Annotated in this window: 15 protein-coding genes and 1 pseudogene; 5 read left to right on the top strand and 11 right to left on the bottom strand. The window is 46.0% G+C overall.

Features of this window, described 5'->3' with window-relative positions; all coding sequences use genetic code 11:
* Positions 1–100 precede the first annotated feature (100 nt).
* The 3 genes from AC6I8U_RS09440 to AC6I8U_RS09430 form a co-directional block, all read right to left on the bottom strand.
* Positions 101–646 carry a hypothetical protein gene (locus tag AC6I8U_RS09440; RefSeq protein WP_042475437.1) on the bottom strand — a complete coding sequence of 182 codons (546 nt, stop codon included), beginning with the start codon at positions 644–646 and terminating at the stop codon, positions 101–103.
* A gap of 306 nt (positions 647–952) precedes the next feature.
* Complete coding sequence (locus AC6I8U_RS09435; protein ID WP_498016670.1) at positions 953–1,450, bottom strand: response regulator; 498 nt, start codon at positions 1,448–1,450, stop codon at positions 953–955.
* Positions 1,443–3,413: an ATP-binding protein gene (locus AC6I8U_RS09430; RefSeq protein ID WP_498016669.1), complete on the bottom strand. Its 1,971-nt coding sequence runs from the start codon at positions 3,411–3,413 to the stop codon at positions 1,443–1,445. Before AC6I8U_RS09430 ends, AC6I8U_RS09435 begins: the two co-directional genes overlap by 8 nt.
* Before the next feature lie 110 nt (positions 3,414–3,523).
* Here AC6I8U_RS09430 and AC6I8U_RS09425 point away from each other — a divergent pair, with 110 nt between their 5' ends.
* Both AC6I8U_RS09425 and serC read left to right on the top strand, forming a co-directional pair.
* On the top strand, positions 3,524–4,840 hold the full coding sequence (locus AC6I8U_RS09425; RefSeq protein WP_498016668.1) for a DUF945 family protein: 1,317 nt from the start codon (positions 3,524–3,526) through the stop codon (positions 4,838–4,840).
* Positions 4,841–4,971: 131 nt separating this feature from the next.
* Positions 4,972–6,066: a 3-phosphoserine/phosphohydroxythreonine transaminase gene (gene serC, locus AC6I8U_RS09420; protein WP_498016667.1), complete on the top strand. Its 1,095-nt coding sequence runs from the start codon at positions 4,972–4,974 to the stop codon at positions 6,064–6,066.
* A 51-nt stretch (positions 6,067–6,117) separates the two neighbouring features.
* Here serC and AC6I8U_RS09415 read toward each other — a convergent pair whose 3' ends face one another.
* Together AC6I8U_RS09415 and AC6I8U_RS09410 are read right to left on the bottom strand one after the other, a co-directional pair.
* Entirely contained in the window at positions 6,118–7,311 is a 1,194-nt protein-coding gene (locus tag AC6I8U_RS09415; RefSeq protein ID WP_498016666.1) for an ISL3 family transposase, read from the bottom strand.
* Between the two features lie 105 nt (positions 7,312–7,416).
* Positions 7,417–8,611 (bottom strand): annotated as a pseudogene (locus AC6I8U_RS09410) (ISL3 family transposase).
* Between the two features lie 233 nt (positions 8,612–8,844).
* Here AC6I8U_RS09410 and AC6I8U_RS09405 point away from each other — a divergent pair.
* Complete coding sequence (locus AC6I8U_RS09405; RefSeq protein WP_498016665.1) at positions 8,845–10,140, top strand: hemolysin family protein; 1,296 nt, start codon at positions 8,845–8,847, stop codon at positions 10,138–10,140.
* Between the two features lie 72 nt (positions 10,141–10,212).
* Here the strand turns inward: AC6I8U_RS09405 and cydC are convergent, their stop codons facing one another.
* From cydC to trxB, 3 genes are all read right to left on the bottom strand, one after another.
* Entirely contained in the window at positions 10,213–11,934 is a 1,722-nt protein-coding gene (gene cydC, locus AC6I8U_RS09400; protein WP_498016664.1) for a heme ABC transporter ATP-binding protein/permease CydC, read from the bottom strand.
* Positions 11,927–13,711: a heme ABC transporter permease/ATP-binding protein CydD gene (cydD, locus tag AC6I8U_RS09395; protein ID WP_498016663.1), complete on the bottom strand. Its 1,785-nt coding sequence runs from the start codon at positions 13,709–13,711 to the stop codon at positions 11,927–11,929. Before cydD ends, cydC begins: the two co-directional genes overlap by 8 nt.
* A 125-nt stretch (positions 13,712–13,836) precedes the next feature.
* Positions 13,837–14,793, bottom strand: coding sequence for a thioredoxin-disulfide reductase (gene trxB, locus AC6I8U_RS09390; RefSeq protein WP_128650444.1), 957 nt, complete (start codon positions 14,791–14,793; stop codon positions 13,837–13,839).
* A 520-nt stretch (positions 14,794–15,313) separates the two neighbouring features.
* Between trxB and AC6I8U_RS09385 the strand changes: the two genes are divergently transcribed.
* Positions 15,314–15,970 (top strand): 2OG-Fe dioxygenase family protein, encoded by a 657-nt coding sequence (locus AC6I8U_RS09385; protein ID WP_234496094.1) that lies wholly within the window; start codon positions 15,314–15,316, stop codon positions 15,968–15,970.
* On the top strand, positions 15,954–17,177 hold the full coding sequence (locus AC6I8U_RS09380) for a cysteine desulfurase-like protein (protein WP_498016662.1): 1,224 nt from the start codon (positions 15,954–15,956) through the stop codon (positions 17,175–17,177). Before AC6I8U_RS09385 ends, AC6I8U_RS09380 begins: the two co-directional genes overlap by 17 nt.
* A gap of 57 nt (positions 17,178–17,234) precedes the next feature.
* Here the strand turns inward: AC6I8U_RS09380 and AC6I8U_RS09375 are convergent, their stop codons facing one another.
* The 3 genes from AC6I8U_RS09375 to AC6I8U_RS09365 all read right to left on the bottom strand — a co-directional run bounded on the left by AC6I8U_RS09375 (position 17,235) and on the right by AC6I8U_RS09365 (position 19,206).
* Positions 17,235–18,062 carry a DUF2797 domain-containing protein gene (locus AC6I8U_RS09375; RefSeq protein ID WP_394152104.1) on the bottom strand — a complete coding sequence of 276 codons (828 nt, stop codon included), beginning with the start codon at positions 18,060–18,062 and terminating at the stop codon, positions 17,235–17,237.
* A gap of 80 nt (positions 18,063–18,142) precedes the next feature.
* Complete coding sequence (locus AC6I8U_RS09370) at positions 18,143–18,802, bottom strand: SanA/YdcF family protein (protein ID WP_498018349.1); 660 nt, start codon at positions 18,800–18,802, stop codon at positions 18,143–18,145.
* Between the two features lie 80 nt (positions 18,803–18,882).
* Complete coding sequence (locus AC6I8U_RS09365; protein WP_042475457.1) at positions 18,883–19,206, bottom strand: DUF3392 domain-containing protein; 324 nt, start codon at positions 19,204–19,206, stop codon at positions 18,883–18,885.
* Positions 19,207–19,231: the final 25 nt, after the last annotated feature.

The following is a 19,231-nucleotide window of genomic DNA, read 5'->3' as shown; positions in this document are numbered from 1 at the left end:
TTAAAAAGTGGGGTTCGTCATCAATCTGAGACCGTGCTAAGCACGGTCTTTGTGTTTTTATTCGTTTGCTAATCAGCGTAATCTACAAATAGGTGTTAGATTAGAATGCAAAGCGAGCAGTGAACATCAACTGGTCACCATAGATATGGTTGATACGACCTTCAAGACCCAGAGAGAAAAGCTCTGTTGAGTGGAAGCGACCATATACAGAACCCATCCAGCGGTCTTTATCACCAACGTTTAGGTAACCTGCTTTACCACCAATTTCAAGTTGTGGACCAAGCCATTGACGCACACCTAGGTTTACTTCCATACCAGTGTCAGTTTTGTGGTGATCGCCACTGTCGTGAATGTGAGCTAGCATCTCACCTGTAAAATCTGCCCAGTTGTTTACTGGTGCGTGGAAGCCAACACCACCAGAGAAGTCGTAGTCACCCTCAAATTTTGAGTCGATGCTACCTACGATGTGAGCATTTGGGTGGATTGATTTGCTGATAGCAGCACCGAAGGTCATTGGGCTTGCACCAATACGAGCTTCAGCATAATCGTAATTGAAGTTACTCATCGTCGCTCGTTGCTCGTCCTGGTTGGCAAATGCCTGCTGCGAAGTGATAACCATCAGAGCAGCTAATAGAGTTTTGCGCATAGTGTCTCTAAACCTTTTTGTTTGAACTCAATTCCTTGACCATAAGAGTGCGCGTAGCAAGATGCTTATGGTGACTTAAAGTATCTCGCTATGATAAATCAATTTGTCCTTGGTTCTCCAACAAAAAGTGCCTTTATCGGGTGCAAATTCCCAAAAATTTACAATGCCATACATAATTCAAGCAATATGGACGCTTTGTGTAAGAAAATCGTAATCAAAAGTGAGAGATGTAGCACACTAACGCCCTAGGAAGTGTGAGTTTTCTAAGCCAAGTTGTCAGGAATAGGCGTTAAGGCACATAATTCACTAGTCACCAAAGTTTATTCTATTGTCGGCAATGGCGTTGAAGATGCGTTCAGTATCAAGCACTCGTCCCCAGGGCATCAAATCTTTGACATTGTTTATCATGTAATCAGTGAGCTGTTGCTTAACAATGGAACGAAGCTCATCGCCTTTCCAAGGCTTACTAATATAGAAATCCAAACAGGCGTGATTAACCGCCTCGATAGTGTCTTCATGACCCGCTTGCCCAGTAAGTAGAACCTTTCTACATGCCTTTAGTTCTTCGTTTTCGCTGAGTTCGATAAGAAAGCTCACGCCAGTTTGCTCTGGCATAATATGGTCACAGAGAATGAGTGCCAGCTTTGCCCCTTCTCGAGTATGGTCAGCAATCACAGAGCGAGCTTCATCAACCGACTCCGCACCTTCGACGATAAAGTGCTCCTCGAAATCATCCAAATCTTGCAAGACACTATCAAGGACTTCTCTTTCGTCATCCACACACAAAATTAGATATTCAGTCATGGTTGTGCTCCTTTATCAGTTCTTCTTGGGTGACAGGAATAAACACTGCCATATTGGTGTACTGTCCACACTCAGAATGGGCTTCAATCCAGCCCTTGTGCTGAGCCAGTATCTGTTGGCAAATCGACAAGCCAATGCCTAGGCCAAAATTGCCTTCTTTTTTGGTGGTGTAGTTAAGCTCAAAGATACTCTCTAATTGTTCAGCAGGTATACCACAACCGTTGTCGATAAACTCATATAGGTTGTAAGTGTCGCCATCTCGATTAACTTGGCTGCTTCGAATCGTTAGGGTGCCTTTTTCAGGCAAGGCGTCTAAAGCGTTGGACACGAGGTTAGTCCAAACCTGCTGCAGGGCGATAGGTTTACAGAAAATAGAGGGAAGGGCGCCGTATTCCTTGATGAGCTTATGTCGCTTTAAGCGATTTTCAAATATCACCAAGGTGTCTTCGATGCCTTCATGAAGGTCAACGAACTCATAAGATTCATTATCCTGTCTCGAATAACCTTTAAGGCTTTTCACCATGTCCGCAATGCGCTGGGCGCAAACTTGAATCGAGCGCAGTGTTGCCCCCGTCACTTGGAAGCTCTCGAGTTTCGAGAGCGTGTCGGCAAGTTGCTCTGGCTGTTTTAAGGCTTGCTCGACCAATGTGGAGTGATTATGAAGGTCCAGGCTCACCAAACGCTTAGACAATCGGCGGTCTTTGATTCTTTCTTGAAGCTGCTTGGTGCGCTCTCTCAGCTCTGAGGTTGAGAGTGGCGAAGAGAGTCGAGACCTTTGCAGAACATCCAAACCCAATTGAAAGGTGTTAGCGTCATGATTAGCATTTAAAATCGAGTCAATCTTGTCAGAAACGGTTTCTGAACCGCGCAGAATGGCCGAAACGGGGTTATTCAATTCATGGGCGACACCTGCCACGAGTTGACCTAACATGGCCATTTTCTCTTGTTCGATTAACTGCTGATGTGCGGACTCGAGTGATTCGAGAGTTTTCTGTAGTTCGAGCTTGGTATTGATGCTTCGCTGTAATCGCCGGTTAAAGTGACGGAGCAAAAGGTTGGTAAACAGTGGAAGCAAATCTGTGTTGGAATGCATCACCTGAGTAAATACCGTTCGATCAAGCTTGATGACCTGAGTTGGGGTTAGGGTCATTGCTGTGGAGAACGACTGCTCGCCCGTCACGAAAGACATACCACCGACAATGCCACCTCTACCATGTCTTACTACTTCTCGCTGTTGGCCAATGTCATCTTTCTTATAAAGTGCAACGTGCCCCTCGACGATAAACCATAAGAACTGATTAGGCTGCCCTTCGGCCGTGAGTAGGTGCTCAGCAGAGTAGGCTCGAACGGCTCGAGTCTCATCTTTTTCTGCAAAGAAGGCGAGCAAGGCTTCTATGACTTGTACTGCGAGTTGATTGTCTGAAATTTCATGAAAATCATGAATAAAGCTCGCACGATAGGAATGCATTTTGTTTTCTATATGTGCTCTGAGTATTTTTTGCTGATCGAGTACTTTTCCAAAATGCAGTAGATGTTCTGTCTCATGTTGCACTACATATTGCGTGAGCTCTTTCACCACTGTTTTATGCAGGCTACTTTGTTCGATCGGGTAGGTCAGACAGTGGTCAAGTCGTCCTTCATTCACCGCATTGAGAATCGCAGTGATGTCATGGGCATCTGTTTTACTGATGAGCACTTTTCTAGCCGATTGAGCGTGGGCCATTTGCTCAAGCTGAACTAAGAACTCTCCACCATCAAACAGTCTGCTATGTCTTGCGATCACTAGTGCGAGATGTTGTCCTTGTCGACCGATCTGTTGAATCAACTCATGCCCTTCGAGGATGGAGGTCGCCAAATGAATATCGAAATGCGATTGGTACAAAGAAAGCTCAGTATCGAGCTTATCTAAGCTCGCTAAATCACTATCTAAACAGAGCACGGCATAACGGTTATTTTGGGTCATTGATACATGAGTCTCTCGTGTCGTACGTGAATTTAATATATCAATAAAAAGCAGAGGGTTATGAGAAGTAGGTATGAGATTGGAGATCCTAACGACTTGAGTTAGACTGAATGAAATACACCTCACAAAACGTTTTAATTATCTCTATGAATCAACTTAAGAAGTATGGCGCAATTGGTGGCGCAGTCGCTCTTGTGCTGTGTTGGCCCCTAGCGGTTGGCCACATTGGTCAGAAAGTTATTGAAGATGGCGTGGCGCAGCTCAACAATGAAGGCGTGGCAGCAGAAATCGTTTCTTATGATCGCGGCTATCTCTCATCGGTAGTAGAAACTCGCTATCAAGTCCAAGACCCAATCCTTAAAGAGCAGCTTGAAGTCGATGGGTTGCCAACAGAGTTAGTGGTGAAAAGCGATATCAGCCACGGTTTGATGAGTTTGACCGCGAACTCGGTTCTAAAGAACTTCCCGGACTTTCCGTTACTTCTGAAAACCGTCACTCAACTCAATGGCAATACAGAGTTTGAGTTGTCATTGGATAGCTGGAGCTATCAAGGCAGTGATGACCAAACCGTGAGTATGTCGATTTCGCCGTCTGTCGCGACCGGCACAGCAACCGTGCTTGGTCAGGTATCATTCCAACTAAACGTGCCTTCTGTTCAGCTCGATTTCGAGAATGGCGAGCAATTAGTGATTAACCAAGTCTCTGCTAAAGGCGAAGGTAAACAAGAAAATGGTTTCTGGCTCGGTGAACAGAGCGCATCGATGAAGCAGTTCAGTATCCTTGATCAAAACCATGATAGTTTGTTTGATATCGACACGATCGGATATACCTTCAAGTCGTCTCTGAATGCTGAGAGTGATCGTATCGATACTCAACATATCTTCGATATGACTCAACTGACTTATCCAGAGGGCGCTCAGTTGAGCGACCTAAAAGTTGATTTTGCGATGAACTCACTCGACCGTTCGGCGTTTGAGGGTTTAGTCTCTCTGTACCGCTCTAATCCATCTTTAGCGCATGCCGATATCAACGAGATTGCTCCACTTATCGAAAACTTGTTTGCTCGTGGCTTCCAAGTGTCGATGAATGACATGCACTTCAAAATTGCTGAAGAAGAGTTCAAGTCAAAGTGGCTAGTTGAAGTGCCGGAAGGGACTGAAAACGTATCTCGTGATCCAAGTGTTGTATTGCCGGCGCTGCAAGGAAACATGAATGCGTATATGTCTCAAGGTATGGCACTTGCCCACCCAATGCTCGCGCAGGGTGTCGATGAGCTGGTTGTGATGGATATGATCAAAGAGAAAGATGCTGGGTACGAGTTGGATGCCAATATTGAGGGCGGACAATTGGTGTTTGAAAACGGTCAACAAATCCCTTTGATTGCGTTGTTTCTCCCATTACTGATGGGACAATCAATGGGGCAATAGCGCCTAGATTGATCAAATTTTCATCCCCCAATAGAAAAGAGGCTTCCAGCCTCTTTTCTTGCTTTTTATCTCTTTGAAAACGTGATATTACTGATGGCTTCTTTAAGTATTTTGTTAGGAGTAGTAGGGTCATGGAGCCGATGTCAGATAACGTATTTAATTTCAGTGCAGGTCCAGCAGGGTTGCCAAGAGATGTGCTTAAAAAAGCACAGTCCGAGCTACTTGATTGGAATGACTTGGGTACGTCGGTTATGGAGATCAGTCACCGAAGCAAGCAGTTTATTCAGGTTGCCGATGAGGCTGAACAAGATCTACGAGATCTTCTGAACATCCCCTCAAACTACAAGGTCCTATTTTGCCAGGGTGGCGCACGAGCCCAGTTCTCGGCAGTGCCATTAAACCTACTTGGCGGTAAAGACAAAGCGACTTACATTGATGCCGGTTACTGGGCACAAAGCGCAGTAGATGAAGCGGAAAAATACTGTACACCAGTTGTCTATCAAGCAAAGACGGAAATTGAGGGTAAGGTAGCAGTACAGCCGGCAAGTGAATGGTTCATTGACCCTGACTCTGCTTACGTGCATTTCTGCCCGAATGAAACGATTGACGGTATCGAAATTAATGAGCTTCCAGAAACTGATTTGCCAATCGTGGCAGATATGTCTTCGACCATCCTTTCTCGTCAAATTGACGTGTCGAAATACGGTGTGATCTACGCTGGTGCTCAGAAGAATATCGGTCCTGCAGGTATCTGTATCGCGATTGTACGTGACGACTTACTGGAGCTTGCAAGCGATGTACTACCAACGTTTCTAAACTACAAAGTGTTGGCAGAAAAAGAGTCGATGTACAACACGCCACCAACGTTTGCTTGGTATCTCTCTGGCTTGGTATTCAAATGGCTAAAAGAGCTAGGTGGCGTACAAGCGATTGAGCGTATCAACCGCGAGAAGGCAGCTATCCTTTACGACTATATTGATGCGTCGCCTTTCTACAACAATAATGTTCATGCGGACAACCGTTCTCTTATGAATGTACCATTCCAGCTAGCGAAGCCAGAGCTTGATGCTAAGTTCTTAGAGCTTGCGGATGAACGCGGTCTTCGCGCGTTGAAAGGTCACCGTGCTGTCGGTGGTATGCGCGCATCAATTTACAATGCGATGCCAGTAGAAGGCGTTCAAGCACTTGTTTCCTTCATGAAAGAATTTGAAGCTGAGTACGCATAAACTCAACTCTCGATTTTGCTCGAAGCCGCGATTACTCGCGGCTTTTTTTTTTCATCGCGGCTTTCCGGGGAAAGCCGCTTTTATCTTTAGAAAGAAGTAATCGATATCTCGGTAACCGTAGCCCATTCGTTTGATTAACTTTATCTTGTTGTTTATCCCTTCTAGCGTACAGGTGTTGAGTGGGTACCTTGCAGAAGCAACTATGCCATGAAGGTACGGTTTGAGCTTTCTCGCGAAGTCCATTAGTGGTTTGATCCCGCTTTCTTGAACTTGCTCCCACCATATGTCCCACAAGCCTTCCGCTTCGCTCTCTGACTGGCACCGCCATAACTCTTTAAGCTGAGAGCCAAGTAAATACGTCACCATTAAGTCCTTGTTCATACTCAGTATCTCATTTAGATAACTCTCCTGCTTACTGTCTAAATTGCCTCTGTTTTTGAGGAGAACCCAGCGTGAACGTTTAATCCATTGACGTGCTTTCCTGTCTTGTTTAAGTCGATTAGCTTGGTCAACTCTGACTCTATCCATCACTTCTCGTCCAAATTTGGCGACTACATGGAATAAGTCGTACACAATGCGGGCGTTAGGACAATGCTGCTGCACTTCGAGGTCGAAAGCCGTATTCATATCCATCGCAACCGCTTCTATGTTCTGGCCATGCTTACCGAGTAACTCGAAAAAAGGACGGATATCTTTTCGGCTGCGTCCGACGCCTATCCAAAGTACTTGATGCGTCTTTGCATCCGCGATAACAGTGGCATAACGATGTCCCTTGAAGAGGGCAAACTCATCCATAACAAGCTGTCGCAGCTCCGCCCAGTTAACCTCTGGCACTACATTTTGCAGCCGGCGCTTATCTATCTCCTTGACGGTATGCCAATGAACACCCGTCATTTGGGAAATATGTTTGATAGGGAGAAGAGGCAGCAACTGTTCAATATAACTACGCAAGCGGTTAGTAAGACGGGCAAAAGGTTCAAGCCAAGAAATAGATTCGGTTTTGATACCGCAGTCAGGGCACTTGATACGCCTTGTTTGTAGGTGCAGCTCGACAGGTACGCCAAGAATCATCGCTTCCTTAATGGTGCGCCACTGATAATCATGTATGGCTTGAACATGTTGCCCACATGCACATCGAGCAGTCGTACTGGGTTTGAGAGTAATCGTGATAAGAGAAGACGTTTGTACAGACTTTACGACATGAAAGCCTTCCCAGAACGATGATAGGAAAGTATTATTCGGCATGAAAACGGTAGTTTGTGCAAGGTTGTATTTGGCGATGTAACCTTATCACTTACTACCGTTTTTGTTTTAAGTCCCCGCTAATCCGCGATGAACCTTTTTTTTGGTTCATCGCGGCTTTCCGGGGAAAGCCGCTTTTATCTTTAGAAAGAAGTAATCGATATCTCGGTAACCGTAGCCCATTCGTTTGATTAACTTTATCTTGTTGTTTATCCCTTCTAGCGTACAGGTGTTGAGTGGGTACCTTGCAGAAGCAACTATGCCATGAAGGTACGGTTTGAGCTTTCTCGCGAAGTCCATTAGTGGTTTGATCCCGCTTTCTTGAACTTGCTCCCACCATATGTCCCACAAGCCTTCCGCTTCGCTCTCTGACTGGCACCGCCATAACTCTTTAAGCTGAGAGCCAAGTAAATACGTCACCATTAAGTCCTTGTTCATACTCAGTATCTCATTTAGATAACTCTCCTGCTTACTGTCTAAATTGCCTCTGTTTTTGAGGAGAACCCAGCGTGAACGTTTAATCCATTGACGTGCTTTCCTGTCTTGTTTAAGTCGATTAGCTTGGTCAACTCTGACTCTATCCATCACTTCTCGTCCAAATTTGGCGACTACATGGAATAAGTCGTACACAATGCGGGCGTTAGGACAATGCTGCTGCACTTCGAGGTCGAAAGCCGTATTCATATCCATCGCAACCGCTTCTATGTTCTGGCCATGCTTACCGAGTAACTCGAAAAAAGGACGGATATCTTTTCGGCTGCGTCCGACGCCTATCCAAAGTACTTGATGCGTCTTTGCATCCGCGATAACAGTGGCATAACGATGTCCCTTGAAGAGGGCAAACTCATCCATAACAAGCTGTCGCAGCTCCGCCCAGTTAACCTCTGGCACTACATTTTGCAGCCGGCGCTTATCTATCTCCTTGACGGTATGCCAATGAACACCCGTCATTTGGGAAATATGTTTGATAGGGAGAAGAGGCAGCAACTGTTCAATATAACTACGCAAGCGGTTAGTAAGACGGGCAAAAAGGTTCAAGCCAAGAAATAGATTCGGTTTTGATACCGCAGTCAGGGCACTTGATACGCCTTGTTTGTAGGTGCAGCTCGACAGGTACGCCAAGAATCATCGCTTCCTTAATGGTGCGCCACTGATAATCATGTATGGCTTGAACATGTTGCCCACATGCACATCGAGCAGTCGTACTGGGTTTGAGAGTAATCGTGATAAGAGAAGACGTTTGTACAGACTTTACGACATGAAAGCCTTCCCAGAACGATGATAGGAAAGTATTATTCGGCATGAAAACGGTAGTTTGTGCAAGGTTGTATTTGGCGATGTAACCTTATCACTTACTACCGTTTTTGTTTTAAGTCCCCGCTAATCCGCGATGAACCTTTTTTTTGTCTGAATAATCAAAGCTTATCGTAACCATAGTAAACTCGATATCAAAGAATCTGGTGAACATGCGATTATTCACACTCTTCTCTCGCATTCCTCTATATGCTGAGAGTGTGTTGATGATCGGATGGCATTATGGACATATTGATTTTATTTGGTTTGATTGCTCTTAACGGCTTGTTTGCAATGTCTGAGATTGCGCTGGTGGCGGCCAAAGGTGGTCGACTCAGAAAACTCGCAGAACAGTTTGGTTCTGCGCAGACTGCACTGAAACTGAAAGACGACCCCACCTTGTTTCTTTCAACGATTCAAATTGGCATTACCGCTATTGGTATCTTAAGTGGTATCTGGGGTGAAGCGGTTCTGTCAGCGCCAATTTTGCAATGGCTTGTTAGCATGGGCATGGAACGCGAGTTGGCAACGGTGTTAGCAACGACAGGGGTGGTTTTGGTGATCACCTATTTTGCGATAGTGGTGGGCGAGTTAGTACCGAAACGAATCGCTCAGAACAATGCTGAGCGCATTGCCGTGGTGGTTGCCTATCCGATCTATTGGCTCTCAATCGCCACTAAGCCTTTTGTCCTTCTACTGACATTCTCCACCAATCTCATGTTGAAACTGTTGGGACAAAAGGACACTAATGGTGACGCTGTCACTGAAGAAGACATTGTCGCTTTGGTAAAGGAAGGCTCAGAAACTGGGGTTATTGAACTTCAAGAGCAAGAGATGATCGCCAATTTATTGCAGCTCAACGATAGAATGGCGACGTCCTTGATGACACCAAGATGTGAGATCCAATATCTAGATATAGAGCAGCCATTAGCCGAGATACTGAAAAACCTTCGTCAAACTAAACACTCGGTGTGGCCGGTTTGTCGTGGCGGGTTAGATAACCTTATCGGTACCATCTCCTCTAAGGTATTACTAGATGAATATAGCGAGCTATCCATTGAGCGCTTAGTGAAGCTATTGCGTAAGCCGAGGTTTGTTCCTGAATCGATGAAAGGACTGTCTCTACTTAGCTATATGCAGCAGACCAGTAGTGAGATGACGTTTTTGGTCGATGAGTATGGTGACATTCAAGGTCTGGTTACTCATTATGACCTGTTAACGTCGATAGCGGGTGAGTTAGCCATGACCACACAACATATGTCGGCACGAAAGGGGAAAGACGGCAGCTGGCAGTTTGATGGTCTGATTCCTATTTCAGTATTCAAGACCAAGCTAAACCTAGACGTCCTTGAAGGGGAAGAAACGGAAGGTTTTCAAACCTTAAATGGCTTCCTTACTTGGCTATCAGGTCGTTTGCCCGAAGAGGGTGAGGCTATTTACTACCAGCGATTTGTTTTCGAGGTTGTTACTGTAAAGAACAATCGGATTACACAGGTTAGGGTACATGAAGTAGTGATTGAGCAAGCAAACGATCACTAATGGTCGGTCTAGCGAAAATAAAAATCCCCGTTATTTGAACGGGGATTTTTATTGGTAGTGAAGGTAAGTGCGCTATAGAGTTTGATGCAGTTCGAAGTAGCGTCCTTGTGCAGCTAATAGCTCGTCATGATGACCAAGCTCGAGCACCTCGCCATCTTCTAACAGGCAAACTTTATCAAAGGTATCCAGGTTCACTAGACGGTGCGTAATGAAGATCACTGTCTTACCTGCAAACTTCGACTCAAACAACGACATGATTTGTTGCTCTGTCTTCTTATCTAAGCCTTCAGTAGGTTCATCAAGAAGCAATATCGGTGCATCATGCAGCAGGGCTCGGGCAATCCCAACTCGACGCTTCTCGCCTCCGGATAGCTGTCGACCGCCTTCGCCAAGCCATGCATCTAAGCCTGAGTCTTGGTTGAGGTGTTCCAGCCCAACTTGAGCAAGCACTTGTGCGAGCTCCTCATCGGATGCGTCAGGTTTCGCCATCGACAAGTTGTCGCGTAGTGTTCCGTTCAAGATATCGACTTTCTGGCTCACAATGCTGGTGGATTGACGAAGCTGAGCTTCACTCCATGAGCGAATATCGTGACCTGCGAGCTCGACAGAACCCTCATTAACGTCCCAGTAGCGGGTAATCAGCTGCAGTAATGTTGATTTACCAGAGCCCGTTTGACCAACGACAGCAAGCTTGTGACCAGCAGGAATATCGAGATTCAACTCTCTTAGTGCGGGTTGATTCGCATCTGGATAGCGAAATGTTGCGTTGTTCACCTTAATTGAGAACGCATTATCGTGAGAGACAGACTCCGCAGGGAAGGTGACATCAGGCTCAGCCAAAATAACTTCGTTCAGACGCTTCGCTGACGTCAGCGTTTGGCCTAGGTATTGGAATGCGCCTGCGATAGGCATGAGCAGTTCAAAGCTCGCCATGGTGGCAAATGCCATAAGCGCAATAAGTGGATCAGGTTGATTACCGCCCACACCATCAGCCGCTAGCCACAGCATAAGAATCAGCAACCAGCCGTTAGCCAGAATCAGTAGACCTTGAGCCATGCCAGAAATCTTAGCGTGGACAAACTGGTTCGATAGCAGCTTGTTTTGGGCATCTATGATGGATTGACGATAGCGCGACTCAGCGCCAAACAGAGTTAACTCGCTATAACCTTGCAGCCAGTCTAGCGTTTTGATTCTGAGATCGGCTTTGTTCAGAGTCAGTGCTTCACCATTGCTTCTACCAAGGCGGTAGAAGATAACTGGCCAAAGCACGAGAAGCAGCATCAAGATAGCGCCCAGTGTTAAGCCCAGTGTCATATCAAACCAACAAAGTACGGCCGTCAAACACAGGATGCCAAAAGCACCAACGATGATAGGGCTCACTAGTCTTAGATAGACGTGGTCCATGGCATCGACGTCGGCAACCAGTCGGTTAAGCATATCTGCATCGCGAATGTTAACCGCTTTACCTGGAATAAGCGGTGCCAGCTTCCTAAAGAAGAAAATGCGCAGGTCAGTCAGTAGTTTGAATGTCGCATTGTGGCTGACAACACGCTCACCCCAGCGGCCAGCGGTTCTTGCCATAGCGGCGCCACGCACGCCGGCACCGGGAAGCATGTAGTTAAATGTTTCGCGAGCAATCGTCAGACCAGCGACAGCCGAAGCCGAGATGAACCAACCGGAAAGCGTCAGCAAACCAATAGAAGCAAACAGGGTACAGAACGCGAGTACCATACCGAGAGAGAGACCAAACCAATGCTTCTTATACAGTTTCAGGTAAGGGAGAAGTTCACGCATCTAGGTTCCCCTTATCTTGGGCTTTTGCAGATTGTTGTGCGGAAAGCATGGTTCTGAAGAGACCATCATTTGAGGCTAACAAGGTGTAGTCACCATGCTGCTCAATTTGGCCTTTGTTCATCACAAGGATATTGTCGACCTCTTTAAGCTGTGAAAGCTGGTGCGTCACCATTAAGGTCGTTTTGCCCGCTGTTGAGGTGTGTAGTCCTTGAGTAACCAAGCGTTCACTCTTAGCATCTAAACTCGCCGTTGGTTCATCGAGTAACCAGAATTGGCCGTTTTGGACCATAGCTCGAGCCAGTGCCAGGCGCTGAGCTTGGCCAACAGACAAACCACCAGAGCGGTCGGTAATTTGATAGTTGAGGCCATGCTTTTCGACAAACTCAGCTGAAAACGAAGCGAGCAGAGCGTCATTAACGCGGGCTTCGCTGACGTCAGGATTGCCAAGCGTCACGTTATCCAAAATGGTGCCGTGCAGAAGCAATGGGTTCTGTCCCACCCAGCTGATAGCTTGACGCCATGAATGCTGGTCTAAAGATTTGAGCTCAACACCATTTATCTTGAGCGAGCCTTCGTATGGCATGAAGCCGAGAATAGCGTTGATTAAACTGGTTTTGCCAGCACCGCTAGGACCGACCAACGCCGTGGCTTTGTTGGCATCAAGGTTAAAGCTCACAGGACCTACGAGCTTCGTTCCGTCAGGACTGTAGACTTCGAGGTTATCTGCACTGATGGTTATTGCATCCTTGTTTAATGGTTGTTGACCATTGGGTAGGTCTGCAACTTCAAGATCAAGAAACTCTACAATACTCTCCGCAGCACCTACCGCTTGTGCCTTGGCATGATAGAAGGTGCCCAAGTCTCTCAGTGGTTGATAGAACTCTGGTGCCAAGATAAGAATAAACAAACCAGCAAAGAGGGTAACGCCGACGCCGTAGTGACCGAAGTTAAGTTCGCCAATGTAACTAAAGCCGAAGTAAACAGCGGTGATTGCAATCGAGATAGAGGTGAAAAACTCAAGCACAGCGGAAGATAAGAACGCCAGTCTCAGAACGTCCATGGTTCGCTTACGAAATACTTCAGATGCGCCATGCAGCACTTCCGTTTCTGCGTTGGTGCGATTGAAAAGACGAATTGTCGTCATAGATTGCAATCGGTCATAAAAGTGACCAGAAAGGCGCTGTAGCGCTTTGAAGTTCTTGCGGTTGGCATCAGCCGCCTTCATGCCCACCAAAGCCATAAAGATAGGAACTAGAGGAGCCGTCACAAGGAAGATAAGACCCGCTGCCCAGTTAATTGGAAATACAACGACCAAAATAATAATAGGAACGGCAACAGCAAGTGACATTTGAGGAAGATACTTGGAGAAGAACTCTTGCATCTCTTCGACTTGCTCAAGTACTAGAGTCGCCCAAGTACCGGCAGGTTTGCCCTTGATGTACGTTGGACCGAGTTCTCTAAGCTTGTCGAGTATTAGCTGCCTTATGTAAATACGAACTTGTTCGCCGCATTTGAAGCCAGCAATCTCACGACCCCAAGCACAGGCAGCACGTCCTGCAACGGCGACAACAAGTCCGCCAAAGTGGGGGATTAGTTCATATTTATCGACATGTTCGATAATAAGTTGATGAAGAATGGTGGCGATAAGCGCGGCTTGCGCGAGAAGGAACAGACTTGAAAGAACGCCGAGCCCTATCGCAATCATAAGCCAGCGCTTTGCTAGCTTACTTTGCTCTTTGAGCCACTTATTCAAGCTCCGTTGTTTTTTCTTATCCATGTAGAAGGCTTAATGAGTATTATTATTAATAGAACCAGCAATTATACAAAAGAAAACCCAGAGGTTATACCTATGGGTTTTCAATTTTCAATATTGATGAGCTGCTGGTGAAAAGAGCAAGTCTCTTAAGAGTCTTGGGCGTCAAGGAAGCGTTCTGCATCCAGCGCTGCCATACAACCAGTACCTGCTGAGGTGATGGCTTGACGGTAGTTGTGATCCATAACATCACCAGCGGCATAAACACCAGGAATGCTAGTTTGGGTTGCATTGCCTTCTAATCCTGATTGTACAACGATATAGCCGTTGTTCATCTCTAGCTGACCTTCAAATAGAGAGGTGTTTGGCTGGTGACCAATCGCAATGAAGGCACCCATTACGTCGACTTGCTCAACGAGATCGGATTGTGTGTCTTTAATGCGAATACCAGTAACACCCATGTCGTCGCCGACCACTTCTTCTAGAGTGCGATCTGTGTGTAAGACAATATTGCCGCTCTCGACTTTGTCCATTAGACGCTTAACTAGGATCTTTTCAGCACGGAAACTGTCACGACGGTGAACAAGGTGTACTTCAGAGGCGATATTTGAAAGGTACAGTGCCTCTTCAACAGCCGTGTTACCACCACCCACTACCGCTACTTTTTGGTTGCGGTAGAAGAAACCGTCACAGGTAGCACATGCTGAAACACCGCGACCTTTAAATGCTTCTTCTGAATCAAGACCAAGGTACTTCGCAGACGCTCCTGTTGAGATAATGACAGCATCGGCAGTATAACTCTGGCTATCGCCAGTTAACTTAAATGGACGCTCGCTAAAATCGACTTCATTAATGTGATCAAAAATGATCTCAGTCTCGAACTTTTCTGCGTGAGCTTGCATGCGCTCCATCAACAGTGGACCGGTTAGACCTTCGGCATCGCCTGGCCAGTTCTCAACTTCCGTGGTGGTGGTTAGCTGGCCACCTTGCTGCATCCCAGTCACTAGTACAGGTTCTAGATTCGCTCGCGCTGCGTAGACAGCGGCTGTATAACCCGCAGGACCAGATCCTAAGATCAGCAATTTACAGTGTTTTGTGTCAGCCATAGTTTTTCTCACTTTCTCTATTCTTATCAACACCACGGGTGGGTGAGGCTTTGCTACCTAATATATTGGGGTTGAGGGTTAAGAATCAATACTAGATTTGCAATGAACGGTGATATTTTGGTCGATTGGTCACAAACCAAAGCAGAGCTGCCACAGTTGATTCATTTCTGTTGTTCAATAATCCAATAGCGAAAGTCGTAATCACTACCATATAGTGAAGATATAGTGGTTGTTGCTGGTTTTGTGATCTTGACGCTATTTTGCGTTGGGTTTTGAATAACCCGATAAAATATATGTGGTTATTATGCTAGTGAACTGTTCTAGATTTCGAGTGTAGCTAGAACTGAAATTGGAGGGTAATCCTACATAGGGTGCAAATTCCGGTTATATCATCTTAAATGTAGGTTTTGGTGGAGTTTGGTGCTGTCAAAAGTTGATCTTGCAGGATTAGTGATATTTAATGATATGTAAATAAAGTGTGAAATATCGGAATTCAACATAACATTAAATGGAGTTAATGATGCTGCACTCGAGCGAAAGTACCTTACATCTCACTAGTCTTAGTGGACGAGCAATCGAACAGTTAGCACCGACTTTTGCAACCTTACCTAATACTCAACATGCAGATGGTCAATATCGCTTGCGTCGATACTCTGTTATTAACTACCGCGATGGTGAGATCCTAGATACGGGAGATAGCAGCTTTGTGCAATCAGAGCACTACAATCACTTTCAAGGCGATGTCGTCAGGCAGTTTGAGCCAGTTCTAGCATCGACATTGCAAAGCGATGCGATGAAAGAACTTGTGTCTCTATTTGTGCGCACTAATGACCTGCCGAATGGGCAGGAAATTGAAATCCATCAGATTCGAATCGCAGCGGTTTATGACGAAACAGAGGTAGCGCCAGAGGGCGTGCACCAAGACGGTTTTGACCATATTGCTTTAGTTGGAGTCGGGCGCCAAAACATTGTTGGTGGCGACATCATGCTTTATAGCAGTCACAAGGAAGCGCCATTCTTTAAGAAAGTGCTGGCCGCTGGTGAAGTCGCTATTTTGGATGATTCTCGTTTATGGCATAACGCGACGCCAATTCGCTGTGTTGATGAGCAACATGAAGGCTACATGGATGTCTTCGTTCTTACTGCAAAAGGTCCGAAAAATGCGCTTCACTCCTAATACTGCTCGCGCTCAGTTTACCGCTCTGAGTCAAACTCATAACAATAAGCCTGTGGTTTTTCTCGATGGTCCAGGAGGCTCGCAGGTTCCTCAAAGCGTGCTGACAGCCATGAACGAGTACTTGGGCTTCTATAATTCAAACCTCGGTGGTCATTACTTTTCGAGCAAACGTACCGTTGAGTTGGTTGCTGATGCGAGAGAACACGCTCGTGCGCTTCTCAATGCACCGACGGCGGACAATATTGTGTTCGGCGCCAATATGACGTCACTAACATTCCAGTTGAGCCGCGCTATTTCTCGTGATTGGCAAGCTGGAGATGAAGTGATCGTAACCGCACTTGATCACTACTCTAATGTGTCGAGTTGGGAGCAAGCGGCAGAAGATAAAGGGGCAACAGTTAAGCAAGCGAAAGTGGATCCAAAAGACTGCTCAGTGGACTTAGCTCACCTTGAATCACTACTCAATGAAAAGACGCGCTTGATTGCCATTACTTATGCCTCAAACACAACAGGCACTATCACGGATATTCGTCGCGTCGTTGAGATGGCAAAGCGCTATGGCGCTGCTGTTTATGTTGATGCCGTTCACTATACACCGCACGGCCTTGTGGATGTAGAGGCACTAGGTTGCGACTTTCTTGTATGCTCGGCATACAAGTTCTTTGGTCCTCACTTGGGCGTGGCGTTCGTAGCCTCTGATTGGTTGCAATCTCTTCGTCCATACAAGGTTGAACCAGCGACAGATATTGGTCCGGGAAGGTTTGAAACGGGTACTCAGAACTTTGAAGCACTCGCAGGATTTATTGCCGCTGTGAACTATCTGGTGTCTTGGGGAGAAGGGGATTCACTCCGACAGAAGTTAGTCAGCGCCATGAAGGATATTAGCGCTCATGAAGAGCAATTAAGCCGCTATTTCTTACAGCGATTACAAAAGGTTGAATCACTCTCGCTTTATGGAACAGAGAATTGCGATCATCTTAAGCGCACTCCAACCTTTGCTCTGCGATCTTCTACGCACTCACCAGAGCTGCTTGCCAAAACACTAGGTGAGCATAACCTTTGCGTGTGGAATGGGCATTTCTATGCTCTAGGTTTGGTGAGACAACTAGGACTGGAAGATAAAGGTGGCGTACTTCGTGTTGGATTTATGCACTACAACACGTTGGAAGAAGTAGACCGGTTCTTCGATACGCTTGAAAGTCTTTAATTAAAAAAAACAGCCCGCATTACACGGGCTGTTTTTTAGCGTTACGAGTGATAAGTGTTACTCAGCGCTGACTTCTACTTCGTAAGATGTGAATTTACGAATGTTAATCACACCAGTATCAAGGATCAGGTACTGCCCCTTGATGCCTTGTAGCAAGCCCGTCACTAACGGCTGCTTATCAAAGTTATGCGATGTAATTTTGGTCGGATAGGTGTTTACCGGATAACTCAGTGGAGTAATACACTCATCGAGCACAACTACAGCGTCTTCACCGTATTTTGCACGAATCTCTTCAATTTTATCCGCAACAAGTGGCAAAAGTGCTTTCGCTTGGTCAACTAACTCTAATGGCTCACCATCTTGTTTAAGCAGTGTACGCCAGTTTGTTTTGTCTGCGATGTGCTTCGCCAGCTCTACTTCAATTAAGCCAGAGATCTGGCGCGTTTTGACCTTTAGGATAGGTAGACCTTGTGTCGCCCCTTGATCAATCCAACGCGTTGGGATTTGAGTGTGACGCGTAATACCAACCTTTAGACTCGACGTGTTTGAAAGGTAAACAAAATGGTCAACCATGCAGTTGGCTTCGCCCCATTCAGGTTCACGACAAGTCCCTTCATCATAGTGACAGGTTTCCGGCTTCATGATGCACATGTCGCAGCTTGCTAGCTTCTTCATGCAGACAAAACAATGCCCTTGTGAATAGCTCTTTTTGGTTTTTTTGCCGCAAGAGGCGCAAAAGATATTGCCCGTGTGGTTTAGGGTGATGGTCTTACCGATCAATGGTGAAAGGTCAACCTCTTCATCACCAACCGGAAGTCGGTATTGAACAGTGGATTCTAGGGAAGCGCGCATTTTAGACAGCGTCCCTGAAGCTAGTAGTGACATGACATTACTCTTTATTTTGATTGTACTGTCATGCTAGCAAATTCAAGCTAAAAAATCCTTATATCAACGGGGTATAGAAACTAGTTGGCTTCGTTTTGCTCACTAGGAAGCAGCGGTCCAATAAACTCATCGCTCGTAACGATAGGCTCTTTGGGACCAAGAAACTTAGGCTGAGTGTTCATGACATACAGATCAAGCATCGCCTTCGTGCGCGCAAATACTTCGCGAAGTCGTACTGAGTAGCCTGTTTTCGAAACAGGACCTGAGACCGCTAAACACTTGGCATTAATGTCATAGTGCTGCGCAATCACCAATGCACGCTCACAGTGAAATTTCTGAGTAATGATAAGAAAGTTATCGGTGTCGAAGATTTTTTTGGCACGAACAATAGAGTCTAGGGTTCTGAAACCGGCGTAGTCTAGGTGAATTGCAGGCTCTGGCACATTTGCTCTAAGGAGGTCTCTCTTCATGGTCCATGGCTCATTGTAAGAGCGATGGGCGTTATCGCCACTCAACAAAAAGTGGGACACCTTGCCTTCGTTATACAGATTGATCGCGGCATCTATCCTATGTGAGTAGTATTCGTTGAGTGTGCGGCCTAAGTATTTACTGGTTCCAAGCACGACAGCGACTTGCACATTGTCCACTTCTTCAATAGATGTCACCAAGTGATCTTCGGCTTGCCAGCTCACCCAGCGATCGACGGTGACAACCAAAACAACAAATAACACCAAGGTGATGGCAAGCACGCGAACGCACCGTTTCAAAAACGGGAGAACATTACCTAATTGCCAAGATTCCTTGTTAAATCTTAAGGTCACTAAATCTGTCGATTCCTTTGAGCCCAAATGCCGATACCTACAAAGCTTAGAACCACGATGGAAAACATCAAACCGGGTTCGATATTATTGAGAGTACTCTTTAATACTGGCGTGGCTTTTATGATGATCAATCCATAACCAAACGCGTTAAGAAGTATAAAACAGCCTGTCCGAATAACGAAATTAGTATCACGTAATACGTTACGCATCAAACGATTAATGTCAGCACCGAGGACAACCAGCGCACAGGCTACTAGCGCGGTAGAGATTTCAAGAAGGTAAGGAGAGAGTAACTTGCCACCTGGAGCGAATAGATCCAACATTGAAGGGTTCCTTTTTCATAATTAG

Source organism: Vibrio sp. KUL80 (assembly GCF_059725495.1).
This window is presented reverse-complemented; position numbering and strand designations above follow the sequence as displayed.